Source organism: SAR86 cluster bacterium (assembly GCA_023703615.1).
In the GTDB taxonomy this organism is placed as follows: Bacteria; Pseudomonadota; Gammaproteobacteria; order Magnimaribacterales; family D2472; genus MED-G85.
This window is the reverse complement of the sequence record CP097971.1, coordinates 143,187-163,131: the sequence shown is the minus strand read 5'-3', so window position 1 is coordinate 163,131 and position 19,945 is coordinate 143,187. Positions and strand designations below refer to the sequence as shown.

At 35.4% G+C, this 19,945-nt stretch carries 12 protein-coding genes and 3 rRNA genes; 5 read left to right on the top strand and 10 right to left on the bottom strand.

What is annotated here, in order from left to right; genetic code table 11:
• Nucleotides 1-4 precede the first annotated feature (4 nt).
• From M9C80_00830 to secA, 4 genes are read left to right on the top strand one after another with little or no spacing between them, the layout of a single operon-like run.
• A complete protein-coding gene (locus tag M9C80_00830; GenBank protein ID URQ69733.1) occupies nucleotides 5-1,483 on the top strand; it encodes a VacB/RNase II family 3'-5' exoribonuclease in 1,479 nt (492 codons plus the stop codon).
• On the top strand, nucleotides 1,480-2,208 hold the full coding sequence (gene rlmB, locus M9C80_00825) for a 23S rRNA (guanosine(2251)-2'-O)-methyltransferase RlmB (protein ID URQ69732.1): 729 nt from the start codon (nucleotides 1,480-1,482) through the stop codon (nucleotides 2,206-2,208). The genes M9C80_00830 and rlmB overlap by 4 nt, the downstream gene beginning before the upstream one ends.
• A gap of 12 nt (nucleotides 2,209-2,220) precedes the next feature.
• Nucleotides 2,221-3,138 (top strand): UDP-3-O-acyl-N-acetylglucosamine deacetylase, encoded by a 918-nt coding sequence (gene lpxC / locus M9C80_00820; GenBank protein URQ69731.1) that lies wholly within the window; start codon nucleotides 2,221-2,223, stop codon nucleotides 3,136-3,138.
• A 20-nt stretch (nucleotides 3,139-3,158) separates the two neighbouring features.
• Nucleotides 3,159-5,882, top strand: coding sequence for a preprotein translocase subunit SecA (secA, locus tag M9C80_00815; protein URQ70183.1), 2,724 nt, complete (start codon nucleotides 3,159-3,161; stop codon nucleotides 5,880-5,882).
• A gap of 16 nt (nucleotides 5,883-5,898) precedes the next feature.
• On the opposite strand, the gene M9C80_00810 is transcribed toward secA, so the two are convergent.
• The 9 genes from M9C80_00810 to M9C80_00770 all read right to left on the bottom strand — a co-directional run bounded on the left by M9C80_00810 (nucleotide 5,899) and on the right by M9C80_00770 (nucleotide 15,768).
• Entirely contained in the window at nucleotides 5,899-6,063 is a 165-nt protein-coding gene (locus M9C80_00810) for a DNA gyrase inhibitor YacG (GenBank protein ID URQ69730.1), read from the bottom strand.
• Complete coding sequence (coaE, locus tag M9C80_00805; GenBank protein URQ69729.1) at nucleotides 6,060-6,656, bottom strand: dephospho-CoA kinase; 597 nt, start codon at nucleotides 6,654-6,656, stop codon at nucleotides 6,060-6,062. Before coaE ends, M9C80_00810 begins: the two co-directional genes overlap by 4 nt.
• 56 nt (nucleotides 6,657-6,712) lie before the next feature.
• Nucleotides 6,713-6,828, bottom strand: a 5S ribosomal RNA gene (gene rrf / locus M9C80_00800).
• A gap of 64 nt (nucleotides 6,829-6,892) precedes the next feature.
• A 23S ribosomal RNA gene (locus M9C80_00795) occupies nucleotides 6,893-9,780 on the bottom strand.
• 192 nt (nucleotides 9,781-9,972) lie between these two features.
• A 16S ribosomal RNA gene (locus M9C80_00790) occupies nucleotides 9,973-11,507 on the bottom strand.
• The 16S, 23S and 5S rRNA genes sit together here, the layout of an rRNA operon.
• Nucleotides 11,508-11,670: 163 nt before the next feature.
• Nucleotides 11,671-12,714, bottom strand: a complete 1,044-nt coding sequence (gene ilvC, locus M9C80_00785; protein URQ69728.1) for a ketol-acid reductoisomerase — start codon at nucleotides 12,712-12,714, stop codon at nucleotides 11,671-11,673.
• Between the two features lie 19 nt (nucleotides 12,715-12,733).
• Complete coding sequence (locus M9C80_00780; protein ID URQ69727.1) at nucleotides 12,734-13,021, bottom strand: ACT domain-containing protein; 288 nt, start codon at nucleotides 13,019-13,021, stop codon at nucleotides 12,734-12,736.
• Complete coding sequence (locus M9C80_00775; protein ID URQ69726.1) at nucleotides 13,021-14,757, bottom strand: acetolactate synthase 3 large subunit; 1,737 nt, start codon at nucleotides 14,755-14,757, stop codon at nucleotides 13,021-13,023. Before M9C80_00775 ends, M9C80_00780 begins: the two co-directional genes overlap by 1 nt.
• A gap of 75 nt (nucleotides 14,758-14,832) precedes the next feature.
• The gene (locus M9C80_00770) at nucleotides 14,833-15,768 is read right to left on the bottom strand and encodes an RluA family pseudouridine synthase (GenBank protein URQ69725.1); all 936 of its coding nucleotides are present in this window, start codon (nucleotides 15,766-15,768) and stop codon (nucleotides 14,833-14,835) included.
• A 79-nt stretch (nucleotides 15,769-15,847) separates the two neighbouring features.
• Here M9C80_00770 and M9C80_00765 point away from each other — a divergent pair, with 79 nt between their 5' ends.
• A complete protein-coding gene (locus M9C80_00765; protein ID URQ69724.1) occupies nucleotides 15,848-16,657 on the top strand; it encodes an outer membrane protein assembly factor BamD in 810 nt (269 codons plus the stop codon).
• A 220-nt stretch (nucleotides 16,658-16,877) separates the two neighbouring features.
• Here M9C80_00765 and M9C80_00760 read toward each other — a convergent pair whose 3' ends face one another.
• A complete protein-coding gene (locus M9C80_00760) occupies nucleotides 16,878-19,940 on the bottom strand; it encodes an efflux RND transporter permease subunit (GenBank protein ID URQ69723.1) in 3,063 nt (1,020 codons plus the stop codon).
• Between the last annotated feature and the right edge of the window lie 5 nt (nucleotides 19,941-19,945).

The window sequence follows — 19,945 nt, the reverse complement described above, 5'->3', positions numbered from 1 at the left end:
CAAAATGAGTCAATTAGAAAATACTGTACTCCAAATAATTAAAGAAAATAATCTCAGATATAAATGGAATGAGAAAATATCTTTTGAACTAAAAGATATTGAATTAGACTCAAAAAAATCAAGAAAAGATCTTACAAAAACTCCATTTATAACGATTGACGGTCCGGATGCAAAAGATTTTGATGACGCTATTTTCTGCAGGAGAAATAACTCAAAATATATTCTAAGTGTTGCTATTGCAGATGTTGCAGAAATTATTAAATATAATTCTGAAATTGATAAAGAAGCTCAAAAAAGAGGCACCTCAATATATTTTCCATCAAAAGTTATTCCCATGCTTCCAGAAAAAATTTCAAATGACCTATGTTCATTAGTTCCAAATGAAAATAGAAATGTAGTTGTTTGTGACATATTTTTTAGTTTAAGTGGTGAAATAGAATCTTATAGTTTTTTTGAAGGAAAAATAAAATCACACCTCAGAATGACCTATAAACAAGTTGATGAATATTTAAATCATATTAAATCTGATATAAATGAAAATATTTGTTTATCTTTAGATAACTTAAACTCTCTCACAAAAATTCTTTTAACCAAAAGAAGTGAAAGACATGCATTAGAAATCGATAGTCAAGAACCAACTCTTAAAATCAACCAAAATGGTAAGGTAAATAAAATAGTTCTTCCAAAGCATTACTTTTCCAATCAAATGATTGAAGAAGCGATGCTTTCTGCAAACATATGCGCTGCTAATTTTATGAAGAAAAATTACTCTTATGGAGTGTATAGAGTTCACGAGGAACCTGATGAGATTAAGTTAGAAACTTTAAAAAACTTTTTTCATTTAAAAGGATTCTCTATTAATTCTAGTAAAAATTCACTAGGAACATTAACTGAATGTATAAAATTTGCAAAAAAAAATAATTTGAAAAAAGTTCTTCAGACTCTTATTTTACAAAGCTTAAAAAGAGCAGAATATTCAACTAAAGAAATTGGTCATTTTGGTCTTCAACTGGAAAGATATTCTCATTTCACTTCTCCTATTAGAAGATATCCGGATTTAATGACGCATAGAATGATAAAAAATATTGTTAATAAAGGAAAAATAAAATTTAGCAAAGATAAAATTGAAGAGGATTGTATTGCTATGTCGGAATGTGAAAGAATTGCAGAAAAATCATCACGACAAGTTATTCAACAAATGATTTGTTATTTACTAAAAGAATATATTGGTAATCAGTTCAATACGGTCATAACAGGTATAACAGAATTTGGTTTATTTGCTGAAATTGAAGATTTTTATATTTCTGGACTAATTCATGTTACAGATTTGCCCGGAGATAGATATTTTTACAATAAAGAATCCAATTACCTTATCGGAAAAAGATCTGGAAGAACTTATAAAATAGGTCAAGAGATAAGAGTTAGAATAGCTAATGTCATTCCGGATGAAAGAAAAATTACTTTGGTCCCTTTGTCAAAATGAGAAAATCAGATAAAGAAATAGATACAAGAATTAGTTTTCATAGCATAGAAAGCATACTTGAGCATAATCCTCATAAAATTAAAAAAGTTTTTCTTCCAGCTAATAGGGACGATGATCGAATAAATATCTTAATTAAGTTGTTGAACAGGAATAATATCCCATACGAATTATCAAAAAAAATTAAGCAAGAGCCTGTTGCTCAAATAAGGCATGAAGACAATAGAAATTTTAAAGATTTAAAAGAATTCATAGAAGCGAGCTCCAAAACGAATCCACTGATATTAATTTTAGATAATATTATAGATCCAAGAAATCTAGGCGCATGTATCAGATCAGCTGCTGTTAGTGGCATTGATGCTTTGATAATTAATAAACACCAATGTGCGCCTATTAATGCCTTAGTTCATAAAGTATCAGCTGGTGGTATAGAAACTTTAAATATTTTTCATGTAAGTAATTTAGTAAATTGCTTAAAGTATTTAAAAAACATCAATATAAAAATTTATGGTTTAAGTGAACATTCAAGTAAAAGTTACCTTGACTGCGAATTTGATAATGGATCAGCAATTGTTATGGGTTCTGAAGAATCAGGTATTCGGGAAAAGACTTTAGACAAATGTGATCAAAAAATTAATTTGAGTAATAATAATATATTCAAAAGCTTTAATGTTTCTGTTGCAACTGGGATAATACTTTCTGAAGCTATAAGACAAAGAAAAATTTAAAAATTTATTTTTATGTTAAAACAAAGAACGTTAAGAAATCCTATTAAAGCAGTTGGAATTGGACTTCATACTGGAAAGAATATAAATATGGAGCTACTTCCTTCTGATATAAATACAGGTATTTCGTTTATACGAACTGATATTGATCCAGAAAATGTAATTTCAGCAAGCGCAGAAAATGTTGGAGATACTACTTTATCGACTGCATTAGTCAAAGATGATATAAAAATTTCTACAATTGAGCATCTACTTTCAGCAATTGCTGGCTTAGGTGTTGATAATTGCTTGATAAAGGTTGATGGACCAGAAATACCAATTATGGATGGAAGCTCAAGTCCTTTCGTTTTTTTAATTCAATCTGCTGGAATTGAAGAACAAGATTCTCTTAAAAAATTTATAAAAGTTAAGAAAGAAATATCCGTAACTCGTGGAGATGCATACGCAAAAATTAAGCCTTTTAATGGATTCAAGGTATCCTATAAAGTTGACTTTGATCATCCTGTTCACAAAGGTCTCCCCAGTGAATCAATTATTGATTTTTCAACTACTTCGTTTGTGAAGGAGGTATGCAGAGCAAGGACTTTTGGCAATGCACGTGATCTTGAAGAATTAAGATCACAAAATCTTGCTCTAGGTGCAAGTATATCAAATGCTATTGCATTTGGTGATGATAAAATTTTAAATGAAGAAGGTCTTAGGTTTAATGATGAAATTGTTAAACATAAAATGTTAGATGCTATCGGGGACTTATATTTACTTGGGCATAATTTAATAGGAGAATTCTCTGGTTTTAAATCGGGACATGCACTAAATAATCAACTTCTTAAAAAAATTATTGAACAAGATAATGCTTATGAGATTATTGAATTTGAAGATTCAAAAAATGCTCCAATATCATATGCTAGACCCCCTTTTGGTGATTTAAATTAAAAGCTAATATTTAAATGAATATTTTCGATATTTTCTCTAAAATTTTTGGCTCTAAGAATAGTAGAGTTTTAAAAAGAATGTCCTCCTATGTGATTGAAGCTAATGCACTTGAATCAGAATTAGAAAGCAAACCAGATGATTATTTTAAAGAATTACAATCAGAAATTTTATCGATTTATAAAGATAGTAATAATGATATGTACAAAATTCTACCTCTTGCTTTTGCAGCAGTAAGAGAAGCAAGCAAAAGAACTATTGGATTAAGACATTTTGACTCTCAGCTTTTAGGTGGTATTGCATTGGCAGAAGGTAATATTGCTGAAATGAAAACAGGCGAAGGTAAGACATTGGTAGCAACGTTACCAACTTATTTAAATTCATGTATTGGTAATAAAGCAATTTTAGTTACTGTTAATGATTATCTAGCCAGCAGGGATGCAGCATGGATGGGGCCAATATATGAATTCTTAGGACTCTCAGTAGGAGTTGTTAATTCTAATCAAGAAATAGAAGAAAAAATTAAAGCTTATAAGTGTGATGTTATATATGCCACAAACAATGAACTAGGTTTTGATTATCTGCGAGATAATATGTCACACAGAGTAGAGGATAGGGTTCAGTGCTCATTGGATTTTGCAATAGTTGATGAAGTTGATTCAATCTTAATTGATGAAGCAAGAACACCACTAATAATTTCAGGGCCCTCTGCTGAAAGTTCTGATATGTATAAACAAATTCGACGATTTATTCCTAAGTTAATATTACAAGAAAGAGAAGAAACTGAAGAGGAGCCATTGCAAGATCATGAAAAGGGTCATTACTTGATTGATGAAAAAAATAGAAGTGTTGAACTTACAGATGAAGGATATATTTTAGTAGAAGAATTATTGGAAGAAGCTGAAATAATTGGCAAATCTGATGGTTTGTATTCTGTTTCAAATATAAAAATTATGAGGTTTGTTCAAGCAAGCTTACGAGCTCATTTTCTATTCAAAAAAAATGTGCATTATCTTGTTAGAAATAATGAAGTTTTGCTCATAGATGAACATACTGGAAGAACAATGCCTGGCAGAAGAATAAGCGAGGGTGTTCATCAAGCGCTTGAATGCAAAGAAAATGTTCCAATTCAAAAAGAATCACAGACACTTGCTTCAACAACCTTTCAAAATTTCTTTAGGTTATTTAATAAATTATCCGGTATGACAGGTACTGCTGATACCGAAGCACTTGAATTTAATCAAATTTATGGATTAAGTGTAATAATAATTCCAACAAATGTTCCAATGGCTAGGGATGATCATAATGATCTTGTGTTTCTTACAAAAGAAGCTAAATATAAAGCTCTTATAAATGAAATTGAATCTGTACGAGATAAGTCTGCACCAATACTCGTTGGAACAGTGTCAGTTGAATCTTCGGAAGAGGTTTCAGAGTACTTAAAAGCAAAAAAAATACCTCATCAAATTTTAAATGCAAAGCATCACGAAAAAGAGGCTATGATCATTGCAAATGCAGGTAAACCAGGAATGGTAACAATTGCAACTAATATGGCTGGAAGAGGAACAGATATTGTGCTTGGTGGAAAAAAAGATGATCAATCCTCAGATGAATGGAATAAAAATAATAAAACAGTTCTAAATGCTGGGGGTTTGCATATTCTTGGAACAGAAAGACATGAGTCAAGAAGAATAGATAATCAATTAAGAGGTAGATCTGGTCGTCAAGGAGATCCTGGTTACTCAAGATTTTTCCTTTCTTTAGAGGATGACTTGTTAAGACTTTTTATTTCTGATAACAGAAGAGCTCTTTTTGATAGGATTGGAATGGGAGAAGACCATATTGAACATAGAATGCTTTCTCGTGGTATTGAAAATGCACAAAAAAGAATAGAAAGTAGAAATTTTGATGCTAGAAAAAATCTTCTTGAATACGATGATGTTTCAAACGATCAAAGGCAAGCAATATATTCATTAAGGAATCAGCTTCTTGAAGAGGATGATATTAGCCTCACAATAGAAAATTTGATTGAAGATCAATTTACTTTAATTTCAAATAATTATATTCCACTTGAATCAATAGAGTCACAATGGAAATCAAAAGAATTAGATACATACTTAAAAGAAACTTTTGATTTAGATACTAATCTAAATAATGAGATAAAAAATAACAAAGATCTTCTTCCTGACAGTATTGCTGAAAGGCTCGTAAAAATTGCTAGAGAGAAATATTCTCAAAAATATGACGCTCTAGGTGAAAACAGACTGCAAATTGAAAAACAAGTAATGTTGCAAGTGCTAGACGTTCACTGGAAAGAGCATCTATCAGAGGTTGATCATTTAAGAGGAAGTATTGGATTAAGAGCTTACGCGCAAAAAAATCCAAAAAATGAATTTAAGCGCGAAGCTTATTCTATGTTTGAATCGATGTTGAGTGAAATTGATAGTGAAACTATACGAATTTTATTCTCTTTACAAATTTCATCTGAAGAAGAGTTTCAAAATAAAACTAAAAAAACTCAAGATAATGAAGAAATAGTTCTTCAAAAGGAAAATTATAATGCTGACGAATTAAACCAACCAAATGAAAAGAATCATGAAGGTGATTCGGGAAAAACTTTTAAACGGGAAACGCCAAAATTTGGAAGAAATGAAATAGTTAAAGTTACTAATGGTCAAGAAACCAAAGAGATGAAGTTTAAAAAAGCTGAATCTTTAATTAAAGATGAAGGGTGGCGGATAGTATAAAGAAATCATTTAATTGCTAGTCTTCATAAAAATCCTCTGATTTTATTGGCCTGGATATTCTATTTTCTTCATTTGCCCAATTTCCAAAATCCAGCAACTTGCATTTTTCTGAACAAAAAGGTCTATCTGGATTTTTCTCTGAAAGGTCTGTCTTTTTTTCACATCTTGGACAAGTTTTCATCTTTTTTCTAAATTAATGATGTATTTCTTATGTAAGGCTTCTACTTGAGCTCTTAGATTCTCAATTGATGAATTATTTAAAATAATATCATCTGCGATTGAATTTCTCTCATCTCTGGAAGCTTGGGATTCAATTATTGCTAAAATTTCTTCCTTTTTTTGATCATCTCTTATTGCTGCTCTTTCTAATTGAGTATCTAAGTCACAATCAATAACAATAATTTTTTCGTAAAAATCCATAGTTCTTGTCTCATAAATTAAAGGTACCATTATTATTGAATAAGGAGATTGTGAGCAATCTATAAATTTTGAGATCTCTTCTGCAACAATTGGATGAATTATTTCTTCTAATTCTGATTTTTTTTTATTATCAGAAAAAATAAAATTTCTTAACTTAAGTCTGTTGATTTCTGAGTCTTCATTTAAAAATGAATTTCCAAATTTTTCTAAGAATTGGTCATATCCAATACTATTTTTATTTAAAGCTTTTTTTGCTAATAGATCCGCATCAATAACATCAATATTAAGATCAGTAAACATTCTTGCTGCTAAGGATTTGCCAGAACCTATTCCACCAGTTAAACCAATAATCATAATTATATTATCCCATAAAAAAAGGCTTCCAAATATGGAAGCCTTTGAATAAAAAAGCCTGACGATTTCCTACTCTCACACAGGGAGACCCTGCACTACCATTGGCGTTAACCCGTTTCACTTCTGAGTTCGAGATGGGATCAGGTGGTTCCAAGTTGCTATTGTCATCAGGCAAACTGGTAAGTAATTTTATTTCACTGCATATATCTCAATTCACAAACCTTTCTTAAGGTTACATGATCAAGCCTCACGAGTTATTAGTACAAGTTAGCTCAACGCCTCACAACGCTTACACATCTTGCCTATCAACGTCATAGTCTATGACGACTCTTTAGGAGACATAAAGTCTCTGGGAGATTTAATCTTGGGAGAGGCTTCCCGCTTATATGCTTTCAGCGGTTATCCTTTCCGAACATAGCTACCCGGCAATGCCACTGGCGTGACAACCGGAACACCAGAGGTTCGTCCAATCCGGTCCTCTCGTACTAGGATCAGCTTCCCTCAAATCTCCAAACGCCCACAGCAGATAGGGACCGAACTGTCTCACGACGTTCTAAACCCAGCTCGCGTACCACTTTAAATGGCGAACAGCCATACCCTTGGGACCTGCTCCAGCCCCAGGATGTGATGAGCCGACATCGAGGTGCCAAACACCGCCGTCGATATGAACTCTTGGGCGGTATCAGCCTGTTATCCCCGGCGTACCTTTTATCCGTTGAGCGATGGCCCTTCCATTCAGAACCACCGGATCACTAAGACCTAGTTTCCTACCTGCTCGATCCGTCGATCTCGCAGTCAAGCATCCTTCTGCCTTTATACTCTTTGCACGATGTCCGACCGTGCTGAGGATACCTTCGTACTCCTCCGTTACTCTTTAGGAGGAGACCGCCCCAGTCAAACTACCCAGCACACACTGTCCCCAATCCAGATAATGGACCTAGGTTAGAACTTCAATTTTACAAGGGTGGTATTTCAAGGACGACTCCACTAAGACTAGCGTCTCAGCTTCAAAGTCTCCCACCTATCCTACACAAATAAAGTCAAAGTCCAGTGTGAACCTGTAGTAAAGGTGCACGGGGTCTTTCCGTCTAGCTGCGGGTACACTGCATCTTAACAGCGATTTCAATTTCACTGAGTCTATGGTGGAGACAGTGTGGCCATCGTTACGCCATTCGTGCAGGTCGGAACTTACCCGACAAGGAATTTCGCTACCTTAGGACCGTTATAGTTACGGCCGCCGTTTACCGGGGCTTCGATCAAGAGCTTCGCATAAGCTAACCCCATCAATTAACCTTCCGGCACCGGGCAGGCGTCACACCCTATACTTCCTCTTACGAGTTTGCAGAGTGCTATGTTTTTAGTAAACAGTCGCAGCCACCTGGTATCTTCGACCACATTCAGCTTAGAGAGCAAGTCTCATCACCAAATGCGGCGCACCTTCTCCCGAAGTTACGGTGCTATTTTGCCTAGTTCCTTCACCATAGTTCTCTCAAACACCTTGGTCTACTCGACCTAACCACCTGTGTCGGTTTAGGGTACGGTTTCTTACAACCTGAAGCTTAGAGGTTTTTCCTGGAAGCATGGTATCAACTACTTCCCACTCAAAGAGTGGTCGTCATCAATTCTCAGCCTTAGTGTTCCGGATTTACCTAAAACACCAGCCTACAATCTTAAGCACGGACAACCATCGCCGTGCTAGTTTAACCTTCTCCGTCACCCCATCGCAGTTGTAAAAAGTACAGGAATATTAACCTGTTTCCCATCGACTACGGCTTTCGCCCTCGCCTTAGGGGCCGCCTCACCCTGCCTCGATTAGCGTTGGACAGGAACCCTTGGTTTTTCGGCGAAGAGGTTTTTCACCTCTTTGATCGTTACTCATGTCAACATTCGCACTTCTGATACCTCCAGTTCGCCTCTCAGCTTACCTTCAGTGGCTTACAGAACGCTCTTCTACCATCTTTGAAACAAAGATCTGTAGCTTCGGTTTATGATTTAGCCCCGTTATATCTTCCACGCAGGCCGACTCGACTAGTGAGCTATTACGCTTTCTTTAAAGGATGGCTGCTTCTAAGCCAACCTCCTAGCTGTTTGTGCCTTCCCACATTGTTTCCCACTTAATCATAATTAGGGACCTTAGCTGACAGTCTGGGTTGTTTCCCTCTCGACTACGGACGTTAGCACCCGCAGTCTGTCTCCCGTGCTCATACTCATAGGTATTCGGAGTTTGCATCGGTTTGGTAAGTCGGGATGACCCCCTAGCCGAAACAGTGCTCTACCCCCTATGGTAATACACGAGGCACTACCTAAATAGTTTTCGAAGAGAACCAGCTATCTCCGGGTTTGATTAGCCTTTCACTCCTATCCACAGCTCATCCCCTCATTTTTCAACATAAGTGGGTTCGCGCCTCCAGTCGATGTTACTCGACCTTCACACTGGCCATGGATAGATCACCCGGTTTCGGGTCTAATTCCAGCAACTGAACGCGCTATTAACACTCGGTTTCCCTACGCCTACCCTAAATGGTTAAGCTTGCTACTAAAATTAAGTCGTTGACCCATTATACAAAAGGTACGCCGTCACAGAACAAGTCTGCTCCGACTGCTTGTAAGCACAAGGTTTCAGGTTCTATTTCACTCCCCTCGCCGGGGTTCTTTTCGCCTTTCCCTCACGGTACTGGTTCACTATCGGTCAGCATAGAGTATTTAGCCTTGGAGGATGGTCCCCCCATGTTCAGTCAAGATTTCACGTGTCCCGACCTACTCGATTTCACTTTTAATAGTCTTTCACATACAGGGCTATCACCTACTATGGCTAAACTTTCCAGAATATTTTGCTGGACTAAAAAAAGCTTAAGGGCTGTTCCAGTTTCGCTCGCCGCTACTACCGGAATCTCAATTGATTTCTTTTCCTCTAGGTACTTAGATGTTTCAGTTCCCTAGGTTTGCCTCTTATACCTATGTATTCAGTATAAGATAATGTACTTATGTACATTGGGTTTTCCCATTCGGAAATCTTCGGATCAAAGCTTATTTACTAGCTCCCCGAAGCTTATCGCAAGTTATAACGTCCTTCATCGCCTTATGCTGCCAAGGCATCCGCCTTGTGCTCTTCCTTTACTTGATCATATAACCTTAAAAAAGGTTATTTTTTTTGAGAGTAACTTAATAAAATATTATTAATTACTTTTTAATTGCAGTGATCTTATGTATATAAATTTATATACACTAGAAAATTACATACCAATTATTTTTACAAAACAGTTTGTTTTTATAATATTTAGTTACTCGTGTGGGCGTTTAAAAACGAATTTCTTTTTAAGGAGGTGATCCAGCCACAGGTTCCCCTACGGCTACCTTGTTACGACTTCACCCCAGTCATGAAACACACCGTGGTAAACGCCCTCCCGAAGGTTAGACTATCTACTTCTGGTGCAATCCACTTCCATGGTGTGACGGGCGGTGTGTACAAGACCCGAGAACGTATTCACCGCGACATGCTGATTCGCGATTACTAGCGATTCCGACTTCATGGAGTCGAGTTGCAGACTCCAATCCGGACTACGAAGAACTTTCTAGGATTAGCACCACCTCGCGGCTTAGCGTCCGTCTGTATTCCCCATTGTAGCACGTGTGTAGCCCTACTCGTAAGGGCCATGATGACTTGACGTCGTCCTCACCTTCCTCCGGTTTATCACCGGCAGTCCCCTTATAGTTCCCGACCGAATCGCTGGCAAATAAGGGTAAGGGTTGCGCTCGTTATCCGACTTAACGGAACATCTCACGACACGAGCTGACGACAGCCATGCAGCACCTGTATCTTGGTTCCAAAAGGCACACTCTCATTACAAGAGCTTCCAAGTATGTCAAGAGTAGGTAAGGTTTTTCGCGTTGCATCGAATTAAACCACATGCTCCACCGCTTGTGCGGGTCCCCGTCAATTCATTTGAGTTTTAGCCTTGCGGCCGTACTCCCCAGGCGGACAACTTAAAACGTTAGCTGCGCCACTGAAAGACGTTGTCTCCCAACAGCTAGTTGTCATCGTTTACGGCGTGGACTACCAGGGTATCTAATCCTGTTCGCTACCCACGCTTTCGCACCTCAGTGTCAGTACAGATCCAGGAGGCCGCCTTCGCCACCGGTATTCTTCATAATATCTACGCATTCCACCGCTACACTATGAATTCTACCTCCCTCTATCGTACTCTAGTGAGTTAGTTTTGGATGCAGTTCCTAGGTTGAGCCCAGGGCTTTCACATCCAACTTAACAAACCACCTACGCGCGCTTTACGCCCAGTAATTCCGATTAACGCTTGCACCTTCCGTATTACCGCGGCTGCTGGCACGGAATTAGCCGGTGCTTATTCTGCAGGTAACATCACGGTTGTAAGGTATTAACTTACAACTTTTTCTCCCTGCTTAAAGTGCTTTACAACCCGAAGGCCTTCTTCACACACGCGGTATGGCTGGATCAGGCTTGCGCCCATTGTCCAATATTCCCCACTGCTGCCTCCCGTAGGAGTCTGGGCCGTGTCTCAGTCCCAATGTGGCTGATCGTCCTCTCAGACCAGCTAAAGATCGTAGCCTTGGTGAGCAGTTACCTCACCAACAAGCTAATCTTACGCAGGCTCATCTAGTAGCGAAAGCTTCAAAGAGAGGCCCTCTTTCTCCCAAAGGAGGTATACGGTATTAATCCGAGTTTCCCCGGGCTATCCCCTTCTACTAGGTAGATTCCTACGCGTTACTCACCCGTCCGCCGCTCTACTCGTATCCGAAGATACTTTCTCGCACGACTTGCATGTGTTAAGCCTACCGCCAGCGTTCAATCTGAGCCATGATCAAACTCTTCAATTATTTATCATGTTTGTTGATTTTTAATATAAAAATCTAAATTTTTTTCTCGTATTTTGAACACCCACACGAGTAACTAAATATTTTTAAAGAACAACCGTCTCTAAGAACGGACGCGTATTCTAACTTTCTTATTGAGAAGAAGAAAGGGTTTTATGAATATATTTTAATTAATTTTTTTATCTACTAATTTTTGTGTTTTTAGGAACTTCATTTTAGATCTTAACTCTTGTCCAACACTCTCAATTGGATGATTTTTAGTAGCTTCTCTATTGCTTTTCATGAAAGGTCCTCCAGACCCATCATTGCTTTTTCTACAATCATTCAAAAATTGATTTGCAAAATTACCTGATTGTATATTTTCTAAAATTTCTCTCATAGACTCCTTGGTTTCATCAGTAATTATTTTAGGCCCACTTAAGTAATCTCCATATTCAGCAGTATTAGAAATAGAATAGTGCATATTTGAAATACCCCCTTCTTGAATAAGATCAACTATTAATTTTGTTTCATGCAAACATTCAAAATAAGCCATTTCAGGACTATATCCTGCTTCTACTAAAGTTTCATAACCTGCTTTAATTAACGCTGTCATGCCACCACATAATACAGCTTGTTCGCCAAATAAATCTGTTTCCGTCTCTTCTTTAAAAGTTGTTTCTAAAACTCCTGCCTTTGTTCCACCATTTGCTTTTGCATAAGACAATGCAACATCTTTTGCAGAATATGATTCATTAGAAATTGAGTCTCTATATATAGCTATAAGAGATGGAACACCTCCACCTTGAAGATAAGTACTTCTTACAGTATGACCAGGACCCTTGGGAGCAATCATAATCACACTATTTGTAGATTCTGGAATAATTTTCTTAAAATGTATATTAAAACCATGAGCAAAAGCAAGAATTGCATTCTTTTTTAAAAAAGGTTTTATCTCTGAATCATAAATATTTTGTTGAAACTCATCTGGAGCTAAGATCATAACAATGTCTGCATCATTTACTGCATCTGAAACCTTTGCAACTTTAAGACCAGCTTCATCTACTTTAATCCACGAACTTGAATCTTTCCTTAGTCCAACTGTTACATCTACTCCAGATTCGTGCAGATTGTTTGCGTGTGCATGACCTTGAGAACCATAACCAATTATTGAAACTTTCATATTTTTTAAAATTTCTATATTCGCGTCTTCGTCATAATATATTTTCATAATATTTCCTTTTGTAAATTTAGTTTTTATCCTCAACAGCTACAAGAACGTCAATTAATTTGTTAATTTGCCTTAATATTTGTCTTAATAAATCATCCGATACAGTTGTAGCTATAGACAAATGGGAAACCTCATTTTCCTCTAATTTAATGTTCAACATTTCTTCAACATATTTGTATTCAGAGGTATCTTCAACAGGATCAACATGAAGACTTTCAATGTTATATCCTCTTTGATGAAATAAACCAACAACTCTTACCAAAGCACCAGGTTTATTTTCTAAAATAACTGAAATTTTTCTTTGCATTAAACTTTCTTATCCTTATCTAACCACATGTCTTTTAAACTTCCATTAGGAGCCACTAACATTGGATATACGTGCTCATTTGGATCAACATATACATCAATAAAAACTAATTTATTCTTCATTGAAAATGCTTTTGCTAAACCATTTTTTAGTTCAGAATTTTTCTCAATTTTAATTCCAACATGACCATACGATTCTGTAAGTTTTATAAAATCAGGTAACGAGCTTTGATAAGTGCTCTCAGAGTGTCTGCCGCCATAATTCATATCTTGCCATTGTTTAACCATGCCTAGAGCTTCATTGTTAATGTTTATTATCTTGATTGGTAATCCATACTGAAGACAAGTAGAAAGTTCTTGAATACACATTTGGATACTTCCTTCACCAGTGATACATATTACCTCATCCTTAGGAAAAGCTAATTTAACACCCATTGCAGCAGGTAGACCGAAACCCATTGTCCCTAACCCGCCAGAATTAATCCATTTTCGAGGCTCATCAAAATGATAATATTGAGCTGCAAACATTTGATGTTGTCCAACATCAGATGTTACATAAGCCTTTCCATTCGTCAAATGGTATGCATGTTGAACAACCTGTTGAGGTAGAATTTCAGCATCATCATTTTCAGATAGATATAAATCATGATTTAAGCCATGCTGTTCTTTCCATAATTTTATTTCATTCCTCCATGATTCAATTTGATTTATATCATATTCTTTATTTGCGGATTTAATTTCATTTATTAATGCTCTTAAGGAATTTTTGATTTGCCCAAAAACAGCAATATTTGCCTCAATAATTTTAGAAACAGAGGAATGATCGACATCGAAGTGAATAATTTTTGCATTTGGAGCAAAGAGCTTAGGTGTGTTGGTTATCCTGTCATCAAACCTAGCGCCAATTGCAATAATTAAATCTGAATTGTGCATTGCCATATTTGCTTGGTAAGTTCCATGCATGCCAAGCATTCCTAAAAATCTTTTATCGGTTGCGGGATATACTCCTAAACCCATTAGAGTATTTGTAACTGGTATGCTCAATATTTCATTTAATTCAAATAATTCAGACGCTGCATTGCTATTAATTGCTCCGCCACCTGCATAAATTACTGGTTTTTTTGCTTCAAATATTGCATCTGCAGCTCTTTTAATCTGATCTGCGTGGGGTTCTACAGGTGGATTATATGATCTGATATTTACTGATTGAGGCATTACATATTCGAATAATGCATCAGGAGCTGTCGTATCTTTAGGAATATCAATAACAACTGGTCCAGGTCTTCCAGATGTTGCAATGTAAAAAGCTTCTTTTACAATTGTTGGAATTTCAGATGCGCTTTGAACTGTAAAGCTATGTTTTACTATTGGGCGTGATATTCCAATCATATCAGTTTCTTGAAAAGCATCAGTTCCAATCAAATGAGATGGAACTTGTCCTGAGATTACTACCATTGGAATAGAATCCATAAAAGCTGTTGCGATTCCTGTTATAGCATTCGTTGCTCCTGGGCCAGAAGTCACCAAAACTACGCCAGGTTTACCTGTGGCACGAGCATATCCATCCGCAGCATGCGTTGCACCTTGTTCATGTCTCACAAGTATGTGATCAATGTCAGTTTGTCTAAAGATAGCGTCATATATATGCAATGCTGCTCCACCGGGATAGCCAAAAATAAGCTCAACTCCCTCTTCGTTGAGAGATCGCATTAACATGTCAGCGCCAGATAATTTCAAAATACCGTTCCTAAAAGGTTTAAAGACTATGGTTTATATTATTTTATTTGCTAAAAAACAAGTTTTTCTTATATTTTATAGGCAATTTTTCATATTTTGAATTAAAGATTTCATGTCGTCAGGTATAGAAACTTTATAAGATAAGTCTTCTCCAGATTTATGACATTTGAAAGAGATATATTCTGCATGAAGCGCTTGCCTTGGAAAAGCTCTGATTACTTTGATTAATTCCAGAGACGAGCCTTTGGAAATCTGGCCGCTTGGATTGTATGTTTTGTCTCCAATTATAGGTAGCTTTTTTGAGCTTAAATGTACTCTTATTTGATGAGTACGTCCTGTCATTATCGTTAAATGAAGAATTGAATAATTGCCAATAGTTTCTTTAACATTAACTATTGTTAAGGCTTCTTTACCATCCTCTCTAACACACATTTTAGTTCTATTTTTTTTATCTCTGCCAATAGAATCATTAATTTTTAGACTGCCTAAATTTGTACCTGATACAACTGCAAAATATTTTTTTTCAATATTCCTCGCTTGCATCTCATTAATGAAATGATTTCGAAATTTATCTGTTTTTGCTACAACAAGAATGCCTGAAGTATCCTTATCCAATCTATGAACGATTCCGCATCTAGGAAGTTTTGAAAGTTCAGGATACTTATACAAAAGCCCATTTGCTAGTGTTTTATCATGACAACCTGCTCCAGGATGCATAACTAAATTTATTGGTTTATTTATTATTAAATAATCTTCGCATTCAAAAACTATTTTAAAATTAATATTTTGGGGCTCCCAAGAAATTTTATCTTTAACAATTGGATTTAATTCTAACTCGTCATTTTCTTGAACCAAGTCTTTAGGTTTTGAAACATCACCATTAACTAACAGACATCCATTTAATATCCAATTTTTAATTTGTGTTCTTGAATATTCTTTAAAAATCTTTGTAGCTGCTATATCTAATCTTAAATCATTGAGATCTGAGTTGATGTATTTAGTAATTTGCATTTGAACTTTGTGAAAAAAAAATAATCTAATTAGTTGATTTAAAACTAAAATACTATAAAGCAGGTAAAATGTGCAACTAATGAATAATTATAAATATAATAATATTTTGATTGGTCTGATAGCTTCATTATTTTTAGTGGGATGTAATTCGAATGGTGAAGAAATTGAACAACCTGAAAAAATATACTATGACCAAGCCCAACAAAGAATGGCAACTAATAATTTTTTTGGTGCAATAGAAGCATTACAGGCTATTGAAACAAGATATCCTTTTGGCAGATACGCAGAGCAAGCTCAAGTAGAACTTGTTTACGCACATTTAATGAATTCTGAACCTGAAGCATCTCATGCTGCAGCTGAAAAATTCATACGTTTACATCCAAGACATCCAAATATTGATTATGCTTATTTCATGAAAGGACTGGCTAGCTATACAAGAGATAAAGGTTTTTTAGTAAGAGTCACAAAAACAGATCTTTCAAACAGAGATATAGCTGGGGCAAAACAATCATTTTCAGAGTTATCAGAATTTCTTACCAGATTTCCTGAAAGTCAGTATGCGCCATATGCAAAACAAAGAAATATATATCTAAGAAATATGATCGCAAGGAATGAATTAGCAGCAGCAGACTATTATATTGAAAGAGAGGCTTATGTGGCAGCTTTGCGAAGGGCCAACTATGTAATCGAAAATATTCCAAATTCAAGTGAAAACTTAAGAGCTTTGCAAATATTAGAAGTAGCTTATTCTAATTTAGGATATCCAGATTTACTTGAAGACATTCAATTAATAATTAATTTAAACTACGCCGATGAAACTTCTCAAAATACTGAAGAGGAGCAAAATAATAATTGGTCGTGGAATTTGTTAAAAAATTTAAGGCCCTGAGACTTTTAGTATTTTATGTTTTTTAAAATAATCCCAATCATAATTCCATTTTTCTTATTTTTATTTCTTAGAATATTTTTTACACAACTAAAAAAAAATTTCTATAGGAAAAAAACTTCAAAATTTAATGAAATGTTTAGTTGCGATAATTGTGGAACATTTGTTCATGAAGATCTTCTTTTTAGGAAGCGCGATATGAAATTTTGTTCCAAACAATGTTCTAATTCTTAATTTTAGCAAGATAAATAAACATTGCTGGTATATACAGCAATGCAGTCAAAGTTGCTCCAAGAACACCGACGCTCATTCCCCAAGCGAGAGGCGCAAAAAATATACTTGAGAAAATTAATGGTAAAAAACCACCTAATGTAGTGAGTGAAGTTGTAACGATGTGTCTTGTTGATCTTATAACGACCTCTATTAAATCTGCTTTTGTCATTACTTTTTGTTTTGCTCGTTCTTTAATATGCGATAAAACAATTATTGAGTCATTAATTGAAAGTCCTATTAATCCAATAGCTCCAACTGTTGCAATAAAACCATAATTTTGTCTCCCTACTAAAAGTCCAACAAAGGATAAGCCAATTGAAAGTATTGCTACAGATAATATTAAGCCTGTCTGTCTAAAGGAATTTAAAGCAAAAACTAATCCAATTGTAATTAGGACTAAGTATATTGCTGCAGACGAATATATCTGTGATTGTGATTCACCTCTTGTCTCCGCCTCACCACCTTGTTTTAACGTATATCCTGGTGGTAATTTTTTCTTGAAATTTTCAACTTCTTCTTTAATAAATTTTTCTGTAGCGGATGGAAGAGTTCCAGTCCACACCCAACCTTCCACATTGTTTACCCTCTGCCCATTAATCCTTTTTATATCACCAAATTCTTTATTTAGATAAGTTTTGCCAAAACTACTAATTAACTGAACACCATTATTTGTTGGAATAGATAAAAAGCTAGTTTCTCCTGTAATGTCGCTAGAGCTTGAAATACCTTTTACTCTTATAGGTATCTCCTTATTTGCATCGAGCATCGATCCAACAACAATTCCATTATTTGCAGCATAGAGTTGTTGTGCAAGAATATCCGTATTTTTTCCAGAAAGCGAAACATTTGAGCTATCAAAATCTATTTCAATATTTGTTCTTGAAAATGAAGCTTCAGAATTAGTATGGCTAATGTCTGGGGCATTATTTATTATCAGCTCAAGCTCTTCACCCAGAGATCTTAGTAAAAAAGGATCATCACCAAAAATTTTATAGCTTATATCAGCAAAAATTGGCGGGCCTGTATTGAAACTATCAACATAAATCATAATATCAGGATTTTCTGCAACCAGATATTTTGATAATTGCGGAAGATTTCTCATCATCTGATCATAATCGTTCACATAAAAAACACCTTGAGCAAGATTATTTGCTCCTTGTTTTTCTTTTCCACCAACAACATTGTTAAGCACTCTCGGCATCCTTCTTCCAACAAACCAATTATCTTGCCTGATATCTATCAAACCACTTTCGATTATCTGCTGCCTGACTATTTCTGCCTTTTTTTGACTTTTTAAAGTAGATGAATTTTGTGGTAGCTCGATATTCACTCTAAACATATCTCTGTCATTGGCTGGAAAGAAATCATTAGGTATTGTGGTAAAAAACATAAAGCCAATTACAGGCAAAGACACAGCAATCAATATTGCTCTTCTGGGAATTTCAAAGCACCACGTTAGAAATGCTCTATATTTTTTTAGGAGGTTTTCATTTCTATAGCCCTCTTCATGAACCTTGATGTTTGCAAATATTGGTATTTTTTCCATATAACTCATCAAAACAGGTACCATTATTAGTGCTAGCACAAGTGACGATACGATTGACATAATTACAGTTATTGCAAGGCCGCCAACATATTCAATACTTGACCCTTCACCGGTAACAATTGGCAAAAATGCAAATACAGTGGTTCCAGTGGCTGCTGCCAAAGGCGTTGTAAGTTGAGTTAAAGTTTGATTAATCGATTCTTTGATGGACAAATTTTGAGAACGCCTAAATTTATAATCCTCTACAACAATAATTCCATTATCAATCAAAAGACCAAGTGCGATTATTATTCCTGTAATCGAGGTTATATGAAGAGGTAATCCTATTAAATTACAACCTAATAAAACTAAGGATACTGAAAAGGGTAAAATTGCTGTAACAATAAGTCCAGGCCTTATGCCAAGAATAAAAAAGCTCAAACTCAAAACAAAAAAAGCAGCTAAAGAAAAGCTTCTTATCAATTCGTTAAATTTATCAGCAACATACAATGATTCGTCATATATGAGTTGTATTGAAAATTCTTCTGGTAACGAAGCTCTCATTTCATTCACAACTTTCTCTGCTCTAACTACATAATCAAAAATCCTTTGTGACATTGTTCCAGTTGTGGAAACAGATATAACAGGCTTACCATTGTATAAATATAAATCTTCTAATGGATATGCGGGTTTCATAGATACTTGGGCAATATCTTGTAACCTTATGATTTCTGAATTATTTAAAACCTTTATAGGAATTTCTGATATAGATTGTATGCTTTGAATATTGTCTTTCAGCCTTATTCCAAACTCAGCATCATTATTAGAGACTACTCCTATTGGTTTTTTATTATCAAAAGCATCCAATGCACCAACAATATCTAAATAACTTAATTCAAGAGAGGACATCTTTACTGAGTCAACTTCTACAAAAATTTCTTCCTCTGCTTCTCCATATATTGCAGTAACTTCAGTAAGTCCAATAGAACCCAATCTTCTCTCTAATTGTTGTGCCAGTCTAGACATCATTATTACAGGAACTTCACCTGTACCATTCCAGAAGAAAGCATAATGAAGAGTTATTGGTGGTCCACTACTTACATCAAGTACTGCTCTTGCACCATCAGGTAAATATATTTGATTAAGCTTATTTTGAATTTTTGACCATGTTTCATTGATCAAATTTGGTGGAACAGATTGTTCTAATTCGATTCGAGTTTTTGCAAATCCTTCAGATATAATTGAAAATAATTCATAGATTTCAACGACTTCTCTGATTTTTATTTCAAGATCATTTACTACTTCTGTTTCAAGTTTTTGTTGAGTTGCACCAGGATAAAAAATATCGATATGGCCCCATCTTTTTGCAAGTTCGGGGTTGTCTTGAATTGGAACGGATCCTGAAGACGATATACCAGCAAGAAGTATGAAAGCTAAAGTTAAAAAAAGTATTCTAGGGCGATCTAAAAAAACATTAATAAAATTCATGGCTT